Annotated in this window: 17 protein-coding genes and 1 pseudogene; 6 read left to right on the top strand and 12 right to left on the bottom strand. The window is 55.8% G+C overall.

Annotated elements, in window-relative coordinates:
• Nucleotides 1-200: 200 nt before the first annotated feature.
• Nucleotides 201-506, top strand: a complete 306-nt coding sequence (locus AC2FIT_RS16680; RefSeq protein WP_496831154.1) for a hypothetical protein — start codon at nucleotides 201-203, stop codon at nucleotides 504-506.
• 812 nt (nucleotides 507-1,318) lie between these two features.
• Here the strand turns inward: AC2FIT_RS16680 and AC2FIT_RS16675 are convergent.
• Nucleotides 1,319-2,305 (bottom strand): DMT family transporter, encoded by a 987-nt coding sequence (locus AC2FIT_RS16675; protein WP_496831153.1) that lies wholly within the window; start codon nucleotides 2,303-2,305, stop codon nucleotides 1,319-1,321.
• 230 nt (nucleotides 2,306-2,535) lie between these two features.
• On the opposite strand from AC2FIT_RS16675, the gene AC2FIT_RS16670 reads away from it, so the two are divergent.
• Nucleotides 2,536-4,146, top strand: coding sequence for an arylsulfatase (locus tag AC2FIT_RS16670; protein WP_496831152.1), 1,611 nt, complete (start codon nucleotides 2,536-2,538; stop codon nucleotides 4,144-4,146).
• 275 nt (nucleotides 4,147-4,421) lie between these two features.
• On the top strand, nucleotides 4,422-6,731 hold the full coding sequence (locus AC2FIT_RS16665; protein ID WP_496831151.1) for a GAF domain-containing protein: 2,310 nt from the start codon (nucleotides 4,422-4,424) through the stop codon (nucleotides 6,729-6,731).
• A gap of 107 nt (nucleotides 6,732-6,838) precedes the next feature.
• On the opposite strand, the gene AC2FIT_RS16660 is transcribed toward AC2FIT_RS16665, so the two are convergent.
• The 4 genes and pseudogenes from AC2FIT_RS16660 to AC2FIT_RS16645 form a co-directional block, all read right to left on the bottom strand.
• Nucleotides 6,839-7,312, bottom strand: a complete 474-nt coding sequence (locus AC2FIT_RS16660) for a transposase (protein ID WP_496831162.1) — start codon at nucleotides 7,310-7,312, stop codon at nucleotides 6,839-6,841.
• A gap of 6 nt (nucleotides 7,313-7,318) precedes the next feature.
• Nucleotides 7,319-7,627: pseudogene (locus AC2FIT_RS16655) on the bottom strand (transposase); the annotation flags it as partial.
• A gap of 395 nt (nucleotides 7,628-8,022) precedes the next feature.
• Complete coding sequence (gyrB, locus tag AC2FIT_RS16650) at nucleotides 8,023-10,440, bottom strand: DNA topoisomerase (ATP-hydrolyzing) subunit B (protein ID WP_496831150.1); 2,418 nt, start codon at nucleotides 10,438-10,440, stop codon at nucleotides 8,023-8,025.
• Nucleotides 10,441-10,542: 102 nt separating this feature from the next.
• Nucleotides 10,543-11,115: a TetR/AcrR family transcriptional regulator gene (locus AC2FIT_RS16645; RefSeq protein WP_496831149.1), complete on the bottom strand. Its 573-nt coding sequence runs from the start codon at nucleotides 11,113-11,115 to the stop codon at nucleotides 10,543-10,545.
• 98 nt (nucleotides 11,116-11,213) lie between these two features.
• Here AC2FIT_RS16645 and AC2FIT_RS16640 point away from each other — a divergent pair, with 98 nt between their 5' ends.
• Nucleotides 11,214-11,780 carry a carboxymuconolactone decarboxylase family protein gene (locus AC2FIT_RS16640; protein WP_068338629.1) on the top strand — a complete coding sequence of 189 codons (567 nt, stop codon included), beginning with the start codon at nucleotides 11,214-11,216 and terminating at the stop codon, nucleotides 11,778-11,780.
• On the opposite strand, the gene recF is transcribed toward AC2FIT_RS16640, so the two are convergent.
• From recF to mutM, 6 genes are all read right to left on the bottom strand, one after another.
• The gene (gene recF, locus AC2FIT_RS16635; RefSeq protein ID WP_496831148.1) at nucleotides 11,777-12,874 is read right to left on the bottom strand and encodes a DNA replication/repair protein RecF; all 1,098 of its coding nucleotides are present in this window, start codon (nucleotides 12,872-12,874) and stop codon (nucleotides 11,777-11,779) included. The genes AC2FIT_RS16640 and recF overlap by 4 nt on opposite strands.
• Before the next feature lie 39 nt (nucleotides 12,875-12,913).
• Complete coding sequence (gene dnaN / locus AC2FIT_RS16630; RefSeq protein ID WP_496831147.1) at nucleotides 12,914-14,035, bottom strand: DNA polymerase III subunit beta; 1,122 nt, start codon at nucleotides 14,033-14,035, stop codon at nucleotides 12,914-12,916.
• A gap of 226 nt (nucleotides 14,036-14,261) precedes the next feature.
• Entirely contained in the window at nucleotides 14,262-15,659 is a 1,398-nt protein-coding gene (gene dnaA, locus AC2FIT_RS16625; protein WP_496831146.1) for a chromosomal replication initiator protein DnaA, read from the bottom strand.
• Nucleotides 15,660-16,219: 560 nt separating this feature from the next.
• Complete coding sequence (gene rpsT, locus AC2FIT_RS16620) at nucleotides 16,220-16,483, bottom strand: 30S ribosomal protein S20 (RefSeq protein ID WP_496831145.1); 264 nt, start codon at nucleotides 16,481-16,483, stop codon at nucleotides 16,220-16,222.
• 222 nt (nucleotides 16,484-16,705) lie between these two features.
• Complete coding sequence (acuK, locus tag AC2FIT_RS16615) at nucleotides 16,706-17,482, bottom strand: acryloyl-CoA hydratase (RefSeq protein WP_068338614.1); 777 nt, start codon at nucleotides 17,480-17,482, stop codon at nucleotides 16,706-16,708.
• A gap of 66 nt (nucleotides 17,483-17,548) precedes the next feature.
• The gene (gene mutM, locus AC2FIT_RS16610) at nucleotides 17,549-18,400 is read right to left on the bottom strand and encodes a bifunctional DNA-formamidopyrimidine glycosylase/DNA-(apurinic or apyrimidinic site) lyase (RefSeq protein ID WP_496831144.1); all 852 of its coding nucleotides are present in this window, start codon (nucleotides 18,398-18,400) and stop codon (nucleotides 17,549-17,551) included.
• 86 nt (nucleotides 18,401-18,486) lie between these two features.
• Here mutM and ubiE point away from each other — a divergent pair, with 86 nt between their 5' ends.
• Both ubiE and ubiB read left to right on the top strand, forming a co-directional pair.
• Nucleotides 18,487-19,239 (top strand): bifunctional demethylmenaquinone methyltransferase/2-methoxy-6-polyprenyl-1,4-benzoquinol methylase UbiE, encoded by a 753-nt coding sequence (ubiE, locus tag AC2FIT_RS16605; protein WP_496831143.1) that lies wholly within the window; start codon nucleotides 18,487-18,489, stop codon nucleotides 19,237-19,239.
• Between the two features lie 3 nt (nucleotides 19,240-19,242).
• Complete coding sequence (gene ubiB / locus AC2FIT_RS16600) at nucleotides 19,243-20,772, top strand: 2-polyprenylphenol 6-hydroxylase (protein WP_496831142.1); 1,530 nt, start codon at nucleotides 19,243-19,245, stop codon at nucleotides 20,770-20,772.
• A gap of 86 nt (nucleotides 20,773-20,858) precedes the next feature.
• Here ubiB and AC2FIT_RS16595 read toward each other — a convergent pair whose 3' ends face one another.
• Nucleotides 20,859-22,034, bottom strand: a complete 1,176-nt coding sequence (locus AC2FIT_RS16595; RefSeq protein WP_496831141.1) for an acetyl-CoA C-acyltransferase family protein — start codon at nucleotides 22,032-22,034, stop codon at nucleotides 20,859-20,861.
• Nucleotides 22,035-22,083 lie beyond the last annotated feature (49 nt).

The raw sequence follows: 22,083 nt of genomic DNA, 5'->3' as shown, positions 1-22,083 counted from the left end.
ACATGTCACCGCTCGTTTGTTTAAGCCGTGAATCACGACATTGGCCGGAAATCAATGGGTCCTGAGCCTAAACTCTTCGAGATAGGTTGCATCCCAGTCATTCATCAACACCACAGAGTTAGCCGGTAGTAAGTTTCAACCATGACAGAAACCGTCGAGACCAGCTATTCAAACGCCATATCCCTCGTATGTCGCTTCCCTTGAGCGAGGTTCTTATGGCTGCATGTGACGCGAATGTCTGCCTACCAAAAACATGCGGCGATAAACCAGAAAATCTCATTGTTCCCGTGACCAATACCCGCTTTGGGCAGGAGGCTGCTATTCGAAATCTTCCTCGGCAATACGACGATGCCGCGAAATCAGCCAAGAATGAGACCCGAAGATACGGAACCTCTAACGGTAAAAAATTGAAGGTTAGTGCGCCCAAGCTTTGGGCGAAATGCAAAACTATGGGCGCACCTAAAACAGCTGTAGGTGCGCCCATAGCGCTGCATTCCTATCATTGATTTCATTCAGATAATTCGGGTGTTTTCGCCCATAATCTTGTGCTACGTTTGCGCATAACTTTGCACGATTTGCCAATAAGTTTGCGCGCTTAAAAGTACGCGGTCAATTTACAGTAGTTTCTGTATGGTTCCTACAACATTCACGCATTTTCCTTCAATCAAAAGTGCACTTTGATTGGCAAAGTTCAACCCCTGTTTGATGAATGCGGTTCGCTCGTACGCTTTCGATAGATCGCCAAAATAAACTTTAGCGGCGGCGGCTTGAGTTCTGTGGCAGGCCCTTTGAAACGAATAACAGCCCAAAGGTAATCACAAAGGGTTGGTACTGCATTCATCTGACCGGACATCAAGACCACGATGTGATATAGTCCCATGATGAGCACCGAAACGTTAATCAGCCTTACCGCATCATTTGCTCTCACCAGCCCATGCATTTGGCTGGTACGTCACGTCGTAATACATTGCGGTCGAGACAGATCAGTAGATCCAGAGGCCATGAAAGAGCTGATGCGAACCATGGACTGGTCACAGCTTGATAGAGTCTTGGATCGGTCCAGTGACAAGCAGCCCAACGCTGATTGCTCGTAGCGTTTGCCTCAGGGATCGCTTTGCGTTGAACTGATGTTGAGCAAATTTGAAAACCGACAACAGACAATGAAAATAGAACGCTGACTTGGAAGCGCTCAACTGACAGTCACCCCGATAGCTTCAGATGTCGAACAGCGACATTCTTCGCGGGCATTTCACCGGCGATTGAAAATCAATATCCTAGGGATTTTATGAGCGGCATTTGGCCTGATTGGATTTGGCATCTAATACCGACGGTGCACTCTCTTTTTGGCGACTACGTTCCGGTTCTTCTGACGCTCACGCAAAAAGACGAACAGTCCTGAGCCCAAGATCAGTGTGATGCCAATTCCGACAGGAAGGTTTGGGAGTTCTCCCCAGATGACCCATCCCCAGAAAATAGCCATGGGAAGACCGACATATTCAAACGGCGCCACAGTAGCTGCGTCTGCCATGCGGTAAGCCTGGCCGAGGCAATACCCGATGATTGCGGAGTTGAAACCGAGGCCAATAAACAACCAGCGGTCAAATCCTTCGGGCCAAACCCAGGCACGCAGTAAGAAGATCAGGCTTTCGTTTTCAAACTCGTTCGCAAATCGCCCATCCCCCGCCACTGACCAAAACAAAAGGCTGACAAAGATAAAGCACGCCTGAATGTATATAGCCATTGCTGAGGCTTTGGACTTTGCGCCAAGAAACCGGGTCATGACGTTGTTGAGGGCATAGGTAAACGCAGCAAGAACCGGCAGTGCATACATCAACAGACCAACCTCACGCGCGCCACCGGCCTCCCATGGGCGGGTCATGATCACCACGCCCAAAAAACCCACTAGAACGGCACCAATCCGCATCGGCCCAACTTTTTCGCCAAGCAATGGGATACTCAGCAAAGTGATCATCAAGGGGGCTACGAAGAAAACAGCCGTGGCTTCCGCCAGGGGCATTACCGCCAAAGCTGTAAAGAACGTCAGATTGGCAATGACAATCAATATACCGCGCAGTAGGTGAAGTCCCGGTTGATCGGTTTTCAGGATGCGCCAACCGCCCTCCATCTGGACCAGGGCAAAGCTGAACCCGATCCCGATCAACGACCTTGTAAACACCATCTGGTGCAAGGGGTAACCGCCAGACAGGAATTTGATCAGCATATCATTGATAGAAATCGCCAATATTCCGATCAGTACAAACGCAATACCAGCTGTCGGATTTTGTAGTTTTTGTTCCGCTGTCATGGAGTGCCCTTTCAAAAGGCCACTAGCACGGACCATTGAGCGGGTCACGTCACTTTGCGACACGGCATTTCGGTCAGGTATCCGGGACCGTTTCCCTTCTTGCTCTCGAAATCTTTGTGCCAATGGCAGTCGTTCGCAACCTCCCTTACCCCATTATTGTCGGGTCGCTTTAGGACAAGATCATCGGCAAAAGTGAGGTAAGCTCATAAATGCAGCTATGGAGCCTCCGAATGCCGACAGGAAAACGACCAAATGTGATTCTGATTTTGGCTGATGATCTGGGTTTTGCGGATTTGGGTGTTACCGGATCAGAAATCCGGACACCGAACATCGATGCGTTAGCCCGTGACGGCGTGTTACTTTCGGCAATGTATAACTGCGCCCGCTGTTGTCCGACGCGGGCCTCTCTTTTGACCGGGCTGTACCCGCACAACGCTGGCGTTGGTCACATGGGAGCCAACCTGGGAACGCCCGCATATCAGGGGTTCTTACGCAATGACAGCGCCACAATAGCGGAGCACCTCCGGGCAGGTGGTTATCGGACCTTGATGTCCGGCAAATGGCATGTCGCGGGAGACTTCATGGCGCGCGAGGTTGACAGCTGGCGGGTTGGAGATATTGAGCATCCGACGCCGAGACAGCGCGGGTTTGATCGCTTTTACGGCATTGTCGACGGCGTCACCCACTTCTTCTCGCCGCATTACATGCTCGAAGATGACAGCCGTGTCCTGACGTTCCCGGATGATTTCTATTTCACAGATGCGATCACGGAAAAAGCGATTGGAATGATCGAGGAAACGCCCGAAGATCAGCCCTTTTTTCTTTACCTCGCGCATACTGCAGTGCATTGGCCCCTGCATGCCCATCCCGAGGACATCGCGCGCTATGACGGGGTGTATTCAGTTGGCTGGGACGCAACCCGTACTGCACGGCACGAAACCATGAACAGCATGAACCTGTTTCAGAGAAACTGGGAAATTTCTCCGCGTGACACGGGCGTTCATCCCTGGGAGACCGAGCAAAATACCGATTGGGAGGCACGAAAAATGGCCACCTATGCAGCGATGGTAGACCGGATGGATCAATCTATCGGCCGACTGATCGCTGCGCTAAAGCGATTGGGGCAGTTTGAAAATACCTTGATCATGTTCTTGTCCGACAATGGCGGTTGCGCTGAATTCATGGCCGAGGACGGATGGGCAAAGTTCTTCCCTGATACCACAAATGACGGCCGTCACATCGAAATGGGAAATCGCCCCGACGTGATGCCGGGTGATGCCCAGACCTACCAGAGCTATAACAAACCATGGGCAAATGTTTCGAATGCGCCGTTTCGATTGTTCAAGCACTACGTCCATGAAGGCGGTATTTCGACACCGCTCATAGCGCATTGGCCCAAAGGATTTGCCTCTGGTGCAAACGTGCATGCCGCCTGCCACGTTGTCGATATTTTGCCGACTATCCTGGAGGCAACGGGTTGCCAGTACCAAGGCGAGGTCGGCGGTCACGAAATTCAGCCCCTGCAAGGGCAATCTTTGTTGGACCTGTTCTGCGGCAAGGACTGGTCACGAGAAGAGCCTATCTTTTTCGAACATGAAGGAAATTCGGCGGTACGGCTGGGTCAATTCAAACTTGTCAGGCAAGACGGACAAGATTGGGAACTCTATGACATCGAAGCGGATCGCACGGAGTTGACGGATTTGAGAGGCCGCAACTCCGAATTGGAAGCTGACTTGATTGGTCAGTATAATAACTGGGCCAAACGGACAGGTGTCATGGATTGGGATGTGGCTCTTCCCAGGCTACTTGAGGCATGGAAACTCGAAACAGCAGAGGGATAGTTGGCTTCACCCAAGGTTTAGCGCCGCCGATCTTGCGCTCCAAGTAAATGACTGCCCCAGCCCGAAGCGGGCTTTCATTACTGTGATTTGTAAAAGCTGAGACGCGAAAAAACTGGCCATCTAGGGCAGCGCAGTGGATGGCAAGCAAAACAAGAAAAACGAAGCCCGTCGAATTTTAACTCGGCAAAACGAGCGGCGGCGTAAAATGTGTTATCGATTTAAAGCGACTTCGTTGTAGACGATCAGAGGTTATTGTGACTGCCGATTTAGAAAGCGTGAATGCCGAAGCTGAAATTTTGCGTGAACGCGAGGCGGCGATGCGTGAAATTCTGCGCTTGATTAGCGCTTCTCGGACTGATCCTGCGCCAATTTTCGAAACAATCGTAGCAAATGCAGCGCGCCTTTCAAACGCACCATCGGCCAATCTGGTCGTCCTTAATGATACCCGTAGTCATTGGACGCTAGAAGCGCATTACGGCGAAGGATTGCGTCATTTGAGCGTAGGACAGGTAACCCGTTTGTCGGACAGTAACTTAGTCCCGGCCCAATCGATGCGGACTGCTTCCATCGTCGAGGTTGAGGACTTGGTGGAAACGGACCTTTACCGGCAAGGTGATCCGGGCCGGGTCGCGATGGTTGAAAAGGAAGGCATGCGAACCATCGTAGGTGTTCCACTTATGCTTAATGGCGAAGCAATTGGTTGCATCACACTATTTCGACGCGAAGTGAAAGCCTTTACCACCGATGAAATTGAATTAGTGGAAACCTTTGCCGCACAAGCTGTAATCGCAATCGAAAACGTGCGCCAGTTTCGCGAAGTACAGACACGGCTGGAACGGGAGCGCGCTTCGGCTGAAGTATTAGAAGTTATATCGACTAGCCGCGACGATGACGCCCCGGTCTTTGACGCAATTCTCAAGAGGGCTTCAGCACTTTGTCGCACCTCCTATGCAGGGCTCGCGCTAATCAACGAAGCTGGCACGCATCTCGTCTATACTGCGTCTCACGGTCCTGCACTCGCGCATTCCCAGATCGGGGACATGCAGTGGGCGCTCAACGGTGAGACGAGTTTTGCTGAAGCAGTTCGCAAAAAATGCCCTGTGCAGATCGAAGACATGAAGAAGAGCGCACTCTATTTGGCGGGCGATCCGCAGCGCGTGGCGCATGTTGATCAGGACGGAATTCGAACCTTTTTGGCAGTTCCGATGTTTCAAAATGGAGAGGTGATCGGCGCGTTTGGTCTCGCCCGGTTTGAAGTGTCGCCTTTTTCCCAGGACGATATCGACCTTGTGGAGACGTTCGCCGCGCAGGCAGTAATCGCCATCGAAAATGTGCGGCAGTTTAGGGAAATCCAGACGCGGCTTGAGCGCGAAGCGGCCACTGGAGAGGTCTTGAGCGTCATAAGTCAAAGCCGTTCGGACGCACAGCCGGTCTTTAGCGCGATCTTGGAAAACGCTGCGCGGCTTTGCTCAGCGCCGCACGCAATACTGCTTCTACTTGACCAGAACGACGAACACCTTGTGGTCGAAGCGAGCAATGCGGCGCAATCTGCGTTTATTGATCACCTCAGGAAGACGCCGCATCGGCTTGACAATGAAGCAAGTTATGCTGTGCGTGCGGTGAAGGAAAAGCATGTACTGCATATTCCAGATCTTCGCGAAGCCAAATCCTTGTCCGAGCACGTTCCCCAGATCAAAGTCGCCTTGGATCTCGAAGGGATGCGCACTGTTTTACAAGTGCCATTGCAACAGGGAAATAAGGCGATAGGGGTCATTGCGCTCTATAAGCTCGAAGTCGCGCCTTTTACCGATGATCAGATCAAGCTCGTTGAAACCTTCGCTGCCCAAGCGGTGATTGCAATCGAAAACACCAACCAATTTAGAAATCTAGAGGCTTTGAACGCGGAACTGGGCCAGCGGGTCGATCAACAGGTTGGGGAGATAGAGCGCATGGGCCGATTAAAACGCTTCCTTCCCTCTGCTGTCGCTGATGCGGTCGTGACTTCCGGTGACGAAAGCTTGCTTACTTCACATCGCGCGCTTGTCGCGACCCTTTTCTGCGATTTGCGTGGGTTCACAGCCTTTTGTGAAAGCGCTGAGCCTGAAGAAACCATCGAAGTTCTTCAGGCCTACCATCAGGAGATGTCGATTTTGATCGACGAGTATGGAGGAGGTGTAGATCAGAGGGCTGGCGATGGGATAATGGTCATTTTCAACGATCCAATCACTGTTGATGATCCAGCGGGCGACGCAGTGCGTCTGGCCGTGGCAATGCGAGGAAAGATGCGTGAACTTTGCGCCGACTGGAAAAAATTGGGTCATCGGCTCGGCTTTGGTATCGGGATCTCCTACGGCTATGCAACGGTCGGTATCGTCGGCTCCGAAGGTCGCTTCGACTACACTGCCTCAGGAACGTCAATCAACACAGCTGCTCGGCTCTGCGACATGGCGGATAATGAAGAGATTCTTATTTCCCCTCGAACCTGGGCCGCAATTGAAGGTGAGCTTGAAGCCGAAAGCAGGGGCGAAGTAAAGATCAAGGGCATTAGGGAGCCGGTCGAAGTCTTCGCTGTGTTAGTTGAATAGAACTAGATGACGAATAGAGGCGATAGCACGTATATTGCAAAGTCTACTTTCTACGACCGCGTTGCAAGAATGGCGCTTTGGCCGCATTTGCCCCTTTCCCCGGTTCGTTATGTGACACGTTCATAGGTCGCACGACCGAGATGTGTCATGCGGTTGAGAGCTTTGACAGCGATCTTGGTTTCGGTTGTCTGGGTCTCCAATTTGCGGCTGCGCAGCTCTGATCCGTTGACTTGTTTGTAACGCCCAATCTGGGCTTCGCCGCGTGATCTTTGGCCATAGCCAGTGGCCTTCTGCCATGCCATACGACCGCCCTTGGCGATCATGTCGATTTGGGCGTTGCGTGCGGCGCATTCTCCGGGAACGGCGTTCTTCGGAGGCGGAATGATCAACTCGACATCCGCACCGAAAGCCTGTCGGATCGTTGCGGCGGTTGGTGTACCGTCATAAGCACCGTCTGCGATGAAACGGTGAACGGTACCGGCCACCTCGGCAAGAAGATCAGGCAGTGCGCCGGGATTTCCGACATGCTCGGTTGTTAGGCGTGACGCGACGAGCTTGCCGCTCTCCGGGTCGAACCCGATATCAGTTTACGCCATGTTCTGCGAGCCTTTGGCAGTCCGTGCTTTTCCCGCATCCAGTCGCGGCCGCCACAGACACGCAACCCGGTGCTGTCCACAATCAGGGCCACTGGCTGTCCGGGTGTCAGGCACGATCTCGAGCGTTTGCGCACGCCGGCAGAGCGTCGAGTAATCCGGCACGGGGAGAACCCGTTCCATGAGCCGCAGCAGGCTGCGCACAAAGCCCTGCGTCTGTCGAAGCGGCAGGCCAAATACCACGCGCAAGGTCAGGCAGGTCTCGATCGCCAGATTCGAGTACCGTTGCAGAGCACCGCGCTTGCCCGAGCGCTCGGCAGACTATCCAGACACCGCGTCCTCGCTAAACCAAACCGTTACGTCACCACGCTGGCGGAGCGCCTCGTTGTATTCGGCCCAGTTCGTCACCCGGTACTTTGCCTTCGCAAACCTATCCCGCCGCGACGCATTGAATTTGAAAGGCAGGCCGGCAGCCCACAGTCTATTCGAAGGACCAACTACGCATCGGAAACGATTTGTGCAACACGCTCGATTTTTTCAGCACTACACATGATGATAGAAGCACAACTATCGGTTGCGTCAAGAGTTTCCGCAAGATAGCCCCGTTTATTAGACTTTAGGTTGCCGCGTCCAAGGTTTTGGGCCAAAGATGAAAACCTTTAGGTGAAATGCAAAGCTATGCGCGTCCCTACACAGCTTTAAAAGTCCAAATTCTCAACGCTCAGCGCGTTTTGCTGGATGAATTCCCGGCGCGGTTCGACCACATCGCCCATCAGCTTGGTGAAAAGGTCATCCGCCTCGACCATGTCATTCACGCGCACTTGCAATAGAGTGCGCGCGTCCGGGTCGAGCGTGGTTTCCCAAAGCTGGTCGGGATTCATCTCACCCAGCCCCTTGTAGCGTTGCAGTGACAGGCCCTTTTCGCCCTCTTCCAGAATTCCGCGTAGCAGATCCAGCGGACCGTGGATGACCTGAGACCGGTCGCGGCGCACCAAGGTTGCAGGGGTATTGTAGATTTCTTGCAAGCTTTGCGTGAAGCTGCCGGTTTTGCGCGCCTCACCCGAGCGCAGCATCGGGCCGTCCAGCGTACGAACTTCTTCAACGCCGCGGAGGATACGCGCCAGTCGGATACCGTGATCCTGAGTGATGCGCCCTTGCCAGCCGCGCTCATATTCCAGCGCAATCAGATCCAGGCGGGCGGCAACCTTATCGGCCACGCCCTGCAGGTCAGCATCCACGGCGCCCGGCACAAAGGCTCCGGCAACCGCAGCCTGCTCCAGAATGTGACGCGGATAATGGGTTGGGAAAGCGTCCAGAACACGTTTCAGTTGCCGGGCCTCATCAACGACACGGGTCAGGTCCTGCCCGATGATCTCTTCGCCCGAGCCCAATTTCAGCACTGCACCTTCGACGCCCTGATTGATCAGATAGTCATCCAGCGCCGCTTGATCCTTCAGGTAAACCTCTGACTTGCCACGCGAAACCTTGTAAAGCGGCGGCTGCGCAATATAGAGGTACCCGCCCTCGATCAGCTCAGGCATCTGCCGGTAGAAGAAGGTCAGCAGCAGCGTCCGGATATGCGCGCCATCAACATCGGCATCGGTCATGATGACAATCTTGTGGTAGCGCAGCTTTTCGATGTTGAACTCATCGCGGCCAATGCCTGTGCCCAACGCCATCACCAGGTTGCCGATTTCCTGCGACGACAACATCCGGTCAAAGCGTGCGCGCTCAACATTCAGGATTTTCCCGCGCAGCGGCAAAACGGCCTGAGTCAGACGATCCCGCCCTGTCTGCGCCGAGCCACCGGCCGAGTCCCCCTCGACTAGGAAGACTTCGGTCTTGGACGGGTCTTTCTCAGAACAATCCTTCAGCTTACCCGCCAGATAGTTCACATCCATCGCCGTTTTGCGGCGGGTCAGTTCGCGGGCCTTGCGGGCGGCTTCACGTGCCAGCGCGGCCTCGATGATCTTGCCAACAATGGTCTTCGCTTCGTTAGGGTTTTCCTCAAACCATTCAGCCAGTTTTTCGTTCATCAATCCTTCGACCGCAGGGCGGACTTCGGACGAAACCAGCTTGTCCTTCGTTTGCGACGAAAACTTTGGGTCGGGCACTTTGACCGACAATACACAGGTCAGACCTTCGCGCGCATCGTCACCAGTGAAGCTGACCTTTTCCTTTTTCGCGATCCCGCTGGACTGCGCGTAGTTGTTGATCGTCCGTGTCAGCGCCCCACGGAACCCAGCCACATGCGTACCACCGTCACGCTGCGGAATGTTGTTTGTGAAGGGCAGAACCGTTTCATGATAGCTGTCGTTCCACCACATGGCGATCTCAACCCCGATATCGTCCCGCTCACCCTGGATATAGATCGGCTCGGGCATTGCAGCGGTTTTGGACCGGTCGAGATACTTCACGAACTCCTTGACGCCGCCCTCATAAAACAGCTCGGTTTCCAGCCGTTCCGCCGGGCGTTCGTCGATCAGGATAATGCGGACGCCTGAATTCAGAAAGGCCAGCTCGCGCAGACGCTTTTCCAGCGTTTCAAAGGAATACTCAAGGTTCGAGAACGTGTTGGTCGAGGCCAGAAAGCGCACCTCGGTCCCGGTGCGGTCGCCGCATTCACCCACGACCTTCAGGTGCTCTGCCGTTTCGCCACCTTCAAAACGCGCGACGTGTTCCTTGCCGTTGCGCCAGATGCGCAGCTCCAGCCAGTCGGACAGCGCGTTCACTACCGATACACCCACACCGTGCAGACCGCCCGATACCTTGTACGAGTTGCTGTCGAATTTACCGCCCGCGTGCAATTGAGTCATGATGACCTCGGCGGCCGAGACCCCTTCTTCGGGGTGAATATCAACTGGAATTCCGCGCCCGTTATCGCTGACCGAAACGCTGGAATCGGCATGAATTTTAACGGTCACATGGTCGGCGTGACCGGCCAGAGCCTCGTCAATTCCGTTGTCGACGACCTCGTACACCATGTGGTGCAGGCCCGACCCGTCATCGGTGTCGCCGATATACATACCGGGGCGCTTACGGACCGCCTCTAAGCCTTTGAGAACTTTGATAGAATCTGCGCCGTATTCTTGTGGTGCCTGTGCGTCTTCGGACATGCCGTTAGTACCTATATTATTTTGGTAACTTATACGTTTTCTGGTGGGGATTGTCACGCGCTCCCCCAATATTTTGTGGTCTGGATTGGTGGTCCTTGCGGATCATAGCCGGTCGAGGTCTTCCGCAATATCAACGGCGATTTCTGACGCGTTTACATCATCGCGCTCGGCAGACAACCTCAGGCCCAGAAGGTCGGATTGGTATCGGGCTGCAAGACGATCTGGGTCATGTTCCGGGCTGATTTCTCCAGCCGCTTGGGCGCTGCGAAACAGGTCCGCAAAACAAGACTTCATTTCGACCATATGCGCGCGCGCCTGATCTGCCAGATCATGATTTCTGGCCTGTAACTCGGCATAGGTCTTGGACAGCATGCAGGCTTTGGTCGGCAGGCCTGACGCCTCAACCACCAAACGCGGCTGCGCTTTGAGCGCCCCCAACGGGCCAAGCTCCTGCGACAAGGCCATTATGTTCGCAAACCCATCCTGCGCGTAGCGTTTCAGAGCCAACGCATAAAGCGCATCCTTCGATCCGAAGGCGGCATAAATGCTACCTGGATTCAGCTTCAGCTCACGCTCCAGGTCTTTCAACGATGTACCCGCCCAGCCATGACGCCAGAAAATGTCACGGGCTTTGGCGATCAGCGCGTCTCGGTCATAGGTCGGTTTGCGAGGCATCGTCTATTACAATTCTTGAACGTTTGCTCAAATATATACTTGAGTGATCACTCAAGAAAGCCTATTTATGCGCCATACGCCAAAAAAGGAGTTCCGACATGGCTGATTTCCCCTCGCATGACCTCGAAACCGCCCCGGAAGGGTCCAAACCTTTGCTGGAAAAATCCCAAGCCGCTTTTGGCCGTCTTCCCGGCCTGCACAAAGTGATGGCCGAAAGCCCCCAGCATCTGGAAGGCTACCAGGTACTGCACCACCTGTTCCTGCAAACGGATTTCGACAACGATGAGAAAACCGTCGTCTGGCAGACCATCAACGTGGAGAACGAATGCCACTACTGCGTGCCCGCGCACACGGGCATCGCCAAAATGATGAAGATCTCGGACGACATCACCGAAGCGCTGCGCAACGAAACCCCACTGCCGAACGCCAAGCTCGAAGCATTACGCACTTTCACGCTGCAGATGATGCACACACGCGGCAACCCCAGCGAAGAACAACTGCAAGCATTCTTTGACGCCGGTTACTCGCACCGCGCTGTTCTGGACGTAGTTCTGGGTCTGGCGCAAAAAACCATGTCAAACTACGTGAACCACATGGCAAAAACACCGGTTGACGAAGTCATGCGCGGCTTCCTGTGGGAACGTAAGGTCAACGAACCCGCCTAATTAGTCACGACCGAGCCGTCTGTGCCTTCGGTCACAACTAGCGATTGGGCCCTGTCGCCCAATTCCGCGAACAGTTCAGGCCCGGTGCCCGTCATCCAGGCCTGAGCGCCCAGCGCGCAGATCTCATCATAAAGCGCCGCGCGCCGCGCCGCATCCAGATGGGCAGCGACCTCGTCCAACAAAACGATCGGGGGCGACCCAACCATTCCGGCCAGTGCCCGCGCATTTGACAGGATCAGTGAAACAAGCAGCGCCTTTTGCTCTCCGGTCGAGCAATCCTTGGCGGGCACACCCTTAGCCGCAAACACCCCATACAGGTCGGACCGATGTGGACCGACCAGCGTGCGACCCGCTGCCAAATCGCGAAATCGACTTTCGTTCAGCGCCTCGCGCAAGTCTTCAGCGCTCTCTGGCATTGCACCCTCTGTCTGCACCAATTCCAAATCCGCCGAGGGGAATGCAGTCTCAGCCTGTTCCTGAGCCGTGCGCAGATGATCCAGCGCCGCCAAACGGGCGGCGTGAATCCGGTGTCCTGTCTCGGCCATCTGGCCTTCCAGCGCCGCGTACCAATGGGCGTCGCGCACCTGCTCTTTCAGCAAACGGTTGCGTTCCCGCATGGCTTTTTCGTACGTCAAAGACGCCTCGGCATGCGCGGGATCAAAACTCAACGCCATGCGATCCAGAAACCGTCGCCGCCCTTCGGCCCCTTCGATCCACAGCCGATCCATTGAGGGGATAAGCCAGACAATTCGGGCCAGTTTCCCCAGATCGATCTGACTTGAAGCCTTGCCATCAATCCGAACCTGTCGGGCTGCTCCACCCTCGGACCAGGTTTCGACCTCGTAGCTCCGCCTTTGCACTTGCAGCAGCCCGGTCAATTTCCACCCCAGCGCTTCGGGCCTGCGGGTCATCTCAGCCGCGCTTGCCCGCCGCATGCCGCGCCCAGGTGAAAACAGCGACACCGCTTCAAGAATATTCGTCTTTCCGGCTCCGTTCGGCCCATGAATCGCGACGGGGCGTCCATCCAGAGACAAGCGCGCCAGTTTATGGGACCGAAAATGCGAGACCGTAAGCTCGGTCAGGGCCAAAGTCATGACCCCTCCCCTTCGTTAAAGACCACCCCGAGGGATCGATCAGACGCGCATCGGCATAACAACGTAGACCGCGCTTTGATCGTTGCCTTCGCGCATCAGTGTTGGATCACCAGCCGAGTTAAACAGGAACACCGCGTTCTCGCGGTCAACCTGCGATGCGATTTCAAGCAGGTATTTCGCGTTAAACCCGATTTCCAACCGCTCATCACCGTAAGCCACAGCCAGCTCTTCCTCGGCCGCGCCACTGTCGGGGGCGTTGACCGACAACACCAGTTTATCTGAGTCCAATTGCAGCTTTACAGCGCGGGACCGCTCGGACGAAACGGTCGCGACGCGATCCACCGCTTGCGCGAATTCGGCGGCATCCACCTCTAACTGACGCGTGTTCCCCTGTGGAATCACACGGGTGTAGTCAGGGAATGTTCCGTCGATCACTTTCGAGGTCAGGGTAATATCTGGCGTTGCAAACCGTACCTTGGTTTCGCTGACCGAAACGGCGATATCCATATCATCATCGTCCAACAGTTTGCGCATTTCACCCACTGTTTTGCGGGGCACGATCACACCGGGCATACCCGCCGCGCCATCAGGCAGATCCGCGTCAATACGGGCAAGCCGGTGGCCATCGGTGGCCACGCATCGCAGCACTTTGCCACCATCCGACCCGTCTGCCACATGCATGTAGACGCCATTCAGATAATACCGGGTCTCTTCGGTCGAAATGGCAAATTTCGATTTGTCGAACAGCCGACGCAGCAAAGCTGCCGGCGCGGTAAAGTTTGACTGGTATTCCGAGGACGCCATCACCGGGAAATCTTCTTTCGGCAGCGTCGCCAGCGAGAAGTTTGAGCGCCCCGCCTCAACCGTCAGACGCCCCGCGGCGCTGTCGGCCGTCAGGGTGACCAGCGCCCCATCGGGAAGTTTGCGCACAATTTCGTGCAGGGTTGTCGCGGCCACGGTCGTCGCACCGGCCTTTTCAACCTGCGCCGGGGCCTTGTCGACCACTTCGATATCCAGATCAGTGGCGCGGAACTGGACCTGGTCGCCTTCGGCTTCGATCAACACATTGGCAAGGATCGGAATGGTGTTGCGACGTTCCACAACGGATTGGGCCTGCGAAACGGCCTTGAGAAGGGTGCCGCGTTCGATGCTGATCTTCATACCCTCAATTCCTCTGACTTGCGTGCCGAAACAGGCGGGACTGGCACGTTAGCGGTTCCGCCCTGAGGCACAAGGATTTTTTACGGTTTTCTGGGTTGGAACATCCAAAGCGTCAAGAGGCGCGTTGCCCTGCGGGCACAGTTCCTTGGCAACCGTGGATAAAAGCGCACAAGAAAACACCCCGGGCACAAAGGTCCGGGGCGCTTCTCAAGCGGTTAGAAAAACCTCAGGCTTCCAGCGCGCGACGCAGCATTTCCACGTCTTCGGCGATCTGGCCATCGGTGACTTTCAGCTCTTCAATGCGTTTGACCCCGTGCATGACGGTTGTGTGATCGCGCCCGCCAAAGCGGCGGCCGATCTCGGGCAGGGACCGGCTGGTCAACTGCTTGCACAGATACATCGCCACCTGACGCGGGCGCGCATAAGACCGCAGGCGTTTCGGCCCGATAATATCGGACAGGCGGATGTTGTAGTAGTCCGACACTTTGCGCTGAATTTCTTCAACCGTGATTTTACGCTCCGAGGCGCGCAGCACATCCGCCAGACAATCCTGCGTCAACTCCATATCGATCTCGCGCCCCACCAGAGAGGCAAAAGCGAACAGCCGGGTCAGCGCGCCTTCCAGCACACGAACATTGGTCGAAATACGATGCGCAAGGAATTCCAACACACCATCGGCAATGGTCAGGTCGGGATATGTGCTGCTGTATTGCTGTACCTTGTTTTGCAGAATGCCCAGACGCAGTTCGTAATCCGTAGGGTGCAGGTCCACGACAAGACCACATTGCAGACGCGACTTTACACGCTCTTCCAGGTCCTTGATCTCACCCGGGGCGCGGTCGGCGGAAATGATGATCTGCTTGTTCTGATCCACCAGTGCATTGAAGGTGTGAAAAAACTCTTCCTGGGTCGAATCCTTGCCGGCGATGAATTGCACATCATCGACCATAAGTACATCGACAGAACGGAACAAATGTTTGAAATCCATCATCCGGCGTTCGCGCAAGGCCTGAACAAAACGGTACATGAACTGTTCTGCCGAAAGGTAAAGAACATTCAATTCGGGTCGTTTGTTCTTCAGTTCCCACGCGATGGCGTGCATCAGGTGCGTTTTACCAAGACCGACACCGCCATAAAGAACCAGTGGGTTAAATGTAACGGGGCCGCCTTCTGAAACACGGCGCGCGGCTGCATGAGCAAGTTCGTTGGGTTTGCCGACCACGAAACTATCAAAGGTAAAACGGGCGTCCAGCGGCGCGGCCTGAAGCGATTCCAACGCATCCTGCGCAGGCTCGGCCTGCTGCGACAGCGGTTGGCTCTGCGGCGTTTTCCGGGCGTCAGCAGAGTCGCCCTCGTGTTCGTTGGACGGCCGCACCGGTGAGTTAGCCGCCACACGAAATGCGAGCCGCTGAACCGATTCCCCCGCAGTGTTCATTTCATACAGAATCAAGTCCGCGAAATTCTGACTGACGTAATTGCCCATGAAGTTCGTCGGAACCGAGAATGTCGCAACGCCATCCTGAAGCTCCTGAAATTCAAGAGGTTCGATCCAGGTGGTATAGTTGTTTTTTCCGATCGCCTTGAGCAGCTTGCTACGCAGTTGTCCCCATTTCTCTTGTGTCATTACGCGCCTCACGCATCCCATTCTTTATTGGCCTGTCGGCCTTATTTCTCAATCCCGGTTGCCCGGTTCTTTTGCTTTCACTCGCAAAAGGGGTCGCGTTCACCAAACCACACAGATTTGGCGGGCCTGTCCTTCATATTCAGCAAGGCCTGATACACAGGCACCCAAAAAAACCGGGTCGCCCCCTGAACAGAGGTGCGCTTCGCAATCAATTTTGTCGACAGGGCTCAAGTCTTTGGAAATCCCAAGACCATTAGCAGATCGGAAAAACGATCTTCATCGTTTTCCGACAATTGTTTCACGACCATCCTGATGCCCGTCAGTATGATCAATGAAACAGCCTGTCCCCCCAAGCGAGTGAGTCGCTGTAACAGTGGTAACAACAGGTCGCGGTGTACGGCAACGAAACTCTGATATTGACTCGGATGTTTGGTCGAACGAATCTCTCGGCTTTATTAAGGCGCGGCTTTCCGGCAACAGCAGCGAAAAGGCGCCACGTGAAGTGACGCCTTTAAAAGGAGTATAGCGTTGTTTTGTTGACCCTAGGTCAACTCAACATATCAGCCGAGCGCCTTGACGCGGGCCGACAGGCGCGACATTTTTCGCGACGCAGTGTTCTTGTGGAAGACGCCCTTGGTGACGCCGCGCATCAGTTCAGGCTGGGCTACGCGCAGGGCTGCGGTTGCGGCCTCTTTATCGCCGGATGCGATCGCTTCTTCGACTTTGCGCAGGTAGGTGCGGATGCGCGACCGGCGTGCTTTGTTGATTGCAAAACGCTTCTCGTTCTGACGAGCGCGTTTTTTGGCCTGAGGTGAGTTTGCCATGTGTTTCTGACCTTCGTTCGGTACGGTTATCTAGGGTTGCGCGCCACGGAATATCCGCACCGGATCAGAATCACGAGTGTGAGTCGGGCCAAGCGGGCCGCACGCGCATGTATGCGGCGCTAGTTATCCAAGTTTTCAGATTTTGCCAAGCCGATTCTTCATTCGCGCATAGCGACCAAAGAAATGGCGGATCGGGCCCGCCTTTCTTAATTCGTTGCGCGTTTACTTGTCGCGGAACTGTGCCGCGCGTTTTTCCAGGAACGCGGCCATGCCTTCTTTCTGATCTTCCGTCGCGAACATCGAATGGAAGACACGGCGTTCAAACAGCAGACCTTCGCTTAACGTCACTTCGTAGCTGCGGTTCACAGCCTCTTTCGCGGCCATTGCGCTTAGCTGTGATTTCTCCGCGATTTTCTGCGCGGCGCCGATAGCCTCTTCCATCAGCTTTTTTGCAGGAACGACACGGCTGACCAGTCCGGCGCGTTCGGCTTCTTCTGCATCCATGAAACGGCCGGTCAGGTTCATGTCCATCGATTTGGATTTGCCGACAAAACGCGTCAGGCGTTGCGATCCGCCCAGCCCGGCAATAACGCCCAGATTGATCTCGGGCTGTCCGAACTTGGCCGTGTCGGCCGCGATGATAAAGTCACACAGCATGGCTAGTTCACACCCGCCACCCAGGGCATACCCTGCCACGGCTGCAATAATCGGTTTTCGGATCGCTGACACACGGTCATTGGCGTCAGCAAACAAATTGATGTTGAAAACATCAACAAAGCTCATCTCGGACATCTCCTTGATGTCCGCACCGGCGGCAAAAGCCTTTTCCGAGCCAGTGATTACGATGCAGCGCACCTTGTCGTTCTTGTCGGCATCTTCAAGCGCATCGCACAACTCAGCCAATAGCTGGGTGTTCAGCGCATTCAGCGCGTCTGGGCGGTTGAGCTTGATAAGGGCGACGTGGTCTTCGATTTCGACGATGATCGTCTCAAAAGCCATGAGATGTAAGCTTCCGGTTGTTCTGTTCAGATACAATTCCTTATCACGCGATTTCGCTGGATCAAGCTATCTTTGGCATTGCGCGCAATAGAAGGATGAGCGACCGGACTGGGTGATTCTTCTGATAACCGCACCGCAACCGTCGGTTCGGCACGGCTGGCCTTCGCGCCCGTAGACGTCAAAGCGGTGTTGAAAATATCCAAGCTCTCCATCAGCTTGACGGAAATCACGCAGGGATGAGCCCCCCGCCTCGATGGCGTCCTGCAAGACCTGACGGATGATCGGAACCAGCGATGCCACGCGTGCTGCGGAAATCTGACTAGCTTTGCGACGTGGCGACACACCGGCGCGATAAAGCGCCTCGCAAACGTAAATATTGCCTAATCCGGCAACGATTCCCTGATCCAGTAGCGCAGATTTGACCGGAGTGTTCTTTCCCTTGAACGACTCGATCAGGTGTTGTTCGTGAAAATCATTGCCCAAGGGTTCCGGCCCCAGAACTGACAGCAGCTTGTGTTCGTCGGCGGTGACTGTCGGCAGTAGGTCCATCGCTCCGAACCGGCGCGGATCATTAAAGGTCACGCGGGCGCCATTGGCCATGTGAAACACGACGTGATCATGTCTTTGCGCCATCGGATGTTTCAAGGCAAACTGCCCCAGCGGGTCGCCCGATACCGTCATTCTTCCAGACATGCCCAAATGAATCAGCAAGGTTTCACCGCTGCTGAGATCCGCGAGAATGTACTTGGACCGCCGCCGTAAGCGGTCCACGCGCTGCCCGGTCAGCCGCTCGGCCATCCGGTCCGGGAAAGGCCAGCGCAGGTCGGGGCGATTCACATCCGCGCGTTCGATCACCACACCCTCCATTGCAGGGCTCAGGCCGCGTCTTACTGTCTCGACCTCGGGCAATTCGGGCATTAGATGGCTCCTAATCCAAAGGGCCGCATTGTGCCCGGTTCGTATAGCCCTATAACAGAGGCGAAATTCGACAAACGGCAAGGCAAATGTCCGACAACAGCGACAAGACCACTCATTTCGGGTTCGAAACCGTGCGCGAGGCTGAAAAAGCCGGGCGCGTACAGGGCGTTTTCAACTCAGTCGCCTCGAAATACGATGTGATGAACGATGTCATGTCGATGGGCATTCACCGGGTCTGGAAAGACGCGATGATGGATTGGCTGGCCCCGCGCCCCGGTCAGCGTCTGTTGGACGTCGCGGGCGGTACGGGCGACATCTCGTTCCGTTTTCTGAAACGCGCGGGCTATGGCCATGCAACCGTGCTGGACCTGACCGAACCGATGCTGATCGAAGGCCGACAGCGCGCCGAGGCGGATCAGATGGCCGATAGCCTGAACTGGGTGGTTGGCGATGCCATGGCGTTGCCGTTTGATGACAACAGCTTTGACGTCTACACGATCTCTTTCGGCATTCGGAACGTGACCCGCCCGCAAGAGGCACTGAACGAAGCGTTCCGTGTTCTTAAACCCGGTGGTCGCCTGATGGTGCTGGAGTTCAGCCAGTTGCCGAATGACGGGCTGCGAAAGCTCTATGATCTTTACAGTTTCAACGTCATCCCCCGGATGGGCAAGCTGATCGCCAACGACTACGACAGTTATCAATATCTTGTTGAGTCGATCCGCAAGTTCCCGGATCAGGAGACGTTTCTGGATATGGTCCGCACCGCTGGTTTCGAAAATGCCAAATACCGCAACCTCAGCATGGGTATCGCCGCGCTGCATTCCGGCTGGAAGATCTGACGCATGCGCGGCCCCCACAACATTATCCGCCTGATCCGGACAGGCGCCACGTTAGAACGCACCGGCGCGATGAATGTGGTTCTGGATGCTTTCGAAGCCCCGCGCGCCTTGCGCATTGTGGCGCATGCACTGGGCAAACCCTTTCAGTTTCTGGGCTACAAAGGCGATCCGAAAATGCCGCCCGCCACGCGGGCGCTGACCGCGCTTGGCCCGGCATACATCAAATTCGGCCAAATTCTTTCGACCCGCCCCGACGTAGTAGGTGCGGAGCTGGCAGCGCAACTGCGCGTTTTGCAGGACAAGTTGCCGCCCTTTTCGCGCGCCGAAGCCATGGCAGAGGTGCAGAAGGAACTTGGCCAGCCCGTCGAAAGTGTCTTTGAGGAATTCAGCGAACCAATCGCCGCGGCCTCAATTGCGCAGGTACACAGGGCGCGGCTGGTCAGCACCGGGGAATATGTCGCCGTCAAAGTGCTGCGCCCCGGGATCGAGCGCGCCTTTAAGAAAGATGTCGACGCCTACTACCTCGCCGCCCGGATCATTGAGCTTTTTGCGCCCGGTGCCCGCCGTTTGCGCCCCATGGATGTGATCGAGCATTTTGATGGCGTGGTGCGGGGCGAGCTTGACCTGCGCCTGGAAAGCGCTGCCGCTTCGGAATATGCCGCGAACACCAAGGACGATGCCGGGTTCTGGCTGCCTCCGATCGTGTGGTCGCTTTCGGCGCGACGGGTGATGACGCTGAGTTGGGCGGACGGAATTCCGCTGGGTGACAACGCCGCGCTGGACGCCGCAGGTCACGATCGCCGCGATCTGGCTGAGCGCGTCCTTCGCCTGTTCCTGCTGCACGCGCTGCGTGATGGCTTTTTCCATGCAGACATGCATCAGGGCAATCTGAAGGTCGCCGCGAATGGCGACATCATCGCCTATGACTATGGCATCATGGGCCATATCGACGAATACACGCGTCGGGTCTATGCCGAGATATTGTTTGGCTTCATCCGCCGCGACTATAAGCGTGTGGCCGAGGTGCATTTTGAGGCCGGATACGTCCCCGCAAATCAGGATGTCGACGAATTTGCCCGTGCCCTGCGCGCGGTGGGCGAGCCGATCTTTGGCATGGATGCCTCTCATATCTCGATGGGACGCCTGCTGAACTACCTTTTCGAGGTGACTGAGCGTTTTGGCATGGAAACCCGGACCGAGTTGATCCTGCTGCAACGCACCATGGTTGTGGTCGAAGGTGTCGCTCGTTCGTTGGATCCACGCATGAACATATGGGAGGTCGCCCGTCCGGTGGTCGAGGATTACATCAAGCAATCCATCGGCCCCCGCGCGGCACTGAAGGACTTGGGTAAAACCGCAAGGGTTCTTGCCCGGTTCGGCCCGCGCCTGCCCGGCCTGGTCGAAAACGCCTTGATCGCGCAGACGCAAAACGATCAACCCCAGAAATCGGCCTTCTGGTCCACCGTGTTGCCGGCTGCTGTCGGGGCTGCGGCGGGTGCAGCACTGGTCCTGTTGTTGAACGCACTCAGCTAAGATCAACCAAGCTTACAGAGACTATGGGCGCAGCGCAATCGTTGCGCGAAAAAGGGGGCCAAGCGGCCCCCTTGATCAGTATCTGATCAGAGCCGCTCAATCGCGATGGCAATGCCCTGACCGCCACCGATACACATGGTCACCAAGCCCTTGGATCCACCTGTACGTTCCAATTCATAAAGCGCTTTAAGCGTGATGATCGCCCCAGTCGCGCCCACCGGGTGACCCAAGGCAATCGCACCGCCATTGGGGTTCACCTTGGCTGCATCCAACCCAAGCTCTTGGTTTACAGCCAAGGCCTGCGCTGCAAAAGCTTCGTTGCTTTCAATCACATCAAAATCGCCTACCGACAAACCAGTTCTGTCCATCAGGTTCCGCACTGCAGGGACCGGGCCGATGCCCATCACTTCGGGGCGCACGCCAGCATGCGCATATCCCAGAATACGCGCCTTGGGTTTCAGTCCTGCCTTTTCGGCGGCTTCCGCAGTTGCAAGAACCATCGCGGCAGCACCGTCGTTGATGCCCGACGCGTTACCGGCAGTTACGCGGCCGTCTTTCTTAAAGACCGGACGCAAGCCGGCAAGCGCTTCGACCGTGGTAGCCTTTGGGTGTTCATCGACCTTGAAGTCGACCATGTCGCGTTTGACCTTGACCTGAACAGGTGTGATCTGGCTGTCGAAATATCCGGCGTCGATTGCCGCTGCCGCGCGGGTTTGGCTGGTCAGGGCAAATTCATCCATCTGCTCGCGGTTGATTTGATGTTCGTCCGCAACGTTTTCAGCCGTGACGCCCATATGACCCGTGCCAAACGGACAGCTCAGCGCGCCCAACATCATGTCGAGCGACGTGACATCGCCCATCTTCGCCCCCCATCGTGCCTGCGGCATGATATACGGGCTGCGCGACATGCTTTCCGCGCCACCGGCAACGGCGAATTCGGCGTCCCCAAGCATCAGGGCCTGTGTCGCCGAGACAATCGCCTGTGCGCCCGACCCACACAGCCGGTTCACATTCATCGCAGGGGTGCCGTTGGGAATACCCGCCTGCATTGCAGCAACGCGGGACAGATACATATCGCGCGGTTCGGTGTTGATCACATGTCCGAACACGACGTGTCCGATTTGGGCTCCTTCGACGCCCGAACGTTCCAGCGCAGCTTCGGTCGCAACCGTCGCCAGGTCGATGGGAGCGGTCGAGGCCAGCGCCCCGCCAAAAGTTCCAATCGCGGTGCGGGCACCATCTAGAATTACGATGTCTTTCATGGATCACTCCTTGTCGATTCGGCGAGATTATGCACTTGCAGCATTGGGC

It is taken from the genome of Ruegeria sp. YTSA135, from assembly GCF_059610165.1.
The sequence above is the reverse complement of the archived record's forward strand: the minus strand, read 5'-3'. Positions and strand labels throughout refer to the sequence as shown.

Excerpts from the sequence above, each read along its gene's own strand:
- AC2FIT_RS16675 (WP_496831153.1), bottom strand. The coding sequence starts at position 2,305 with ATGACAGCGGAACAAAAACTACAAAATCCGACAGCTGGTATTGCGTTT.
- AC2FIT_RS16670 (WP_496831152.1), top strand. The coding sequence starts at position 2,536 with ATGCCGACAGGAAAACGACCAAATGTGATTCTGATTTTGGCTGATGAT.
- gyrB (WP_496831150.1), bottom strand. The coding sequence starts at position 10,440 with ATGTCCGAAGACGCACAGGCACCACAAGAATACGGCGCAGATTCTATC.
- AC2FIT_RS16645 (WP_496831149.1), bottom strand. The coding sequence starts at position 11,115 with ATGCCTCGCAAACCGACCTATGACCGAGACGCGCTGATCGCCAAAGCC.
- AC2FIT_RS16640 (WP_068338629.1), top strand. The coding sequence starts at position 11,214 with ATGGCTGATTTCCCCTCGCATGACCTCGAAACCGCCCCGGAAGGGTCC.
- recF (WP_496831148.1), bottom strand. The coding sequence starts at position 12,874 with ATGACTTTGGCCCTGACCGAGCTTACGGTCTCGCATTTTCGGTCCCAT.
- dnaN (WP_496831147.1), bottom strand. The coding sequence starts at position 14,035 with ATGAAGATCAGCATCGAACGCGGCACCCTTCTCAAGGCCGTTTCGCAG.
- dnaA (WP_496831146.1), bottom strand. The coding sequence starts at position 15,659 with ATGACACAAGAGAAATGGGGACAACTGCGTAGCAAGCTGCTCAAGGCG.
- rpsT (WP_496831145.1), bottom strand. The coding sequence starts at position 16,483 with ATGGCAAACTCACCTCAGGCCAAAAAACGCGCTCGTCAGAACGAGAAG.
- acuK (WP_068338614.1), bottom strand. The coding sequence starts at position 17,482 with ATGGCTTTTGAGACGATCATCGTCGAAATCGAAGACCACGTCGCCCTT.
- mutM (WP_496831144.1), bottom strand. The coding sequence starts at position 18,400 with ATGCCCGAATTGCCCGAGGTCGAGACAGTAAGACGCGGCCTGAGCCCT.
- ubiE (WP_496831143.1), top strand. The coding sequence starts at position 18,487 with ATGTCCGACAACAGCGACAAGACCACTCATTTCGGGTTCGAAACCGTG.
- ubiB (WP_496831142.1), top strand. The coding sequence starts at position 19,243 with ATGCGCGGCCCCCACAACATTATCCGCCTGATCCGGACAGGCGCCACG.
- AC2FIT_RS16595 (WP_496831141.1), bottom strand. The coding sequence starts at position 22,034 with ATGAAAGACATCGTAATTCTAGATGGTGCCCGCACCGCGATTGGAACT.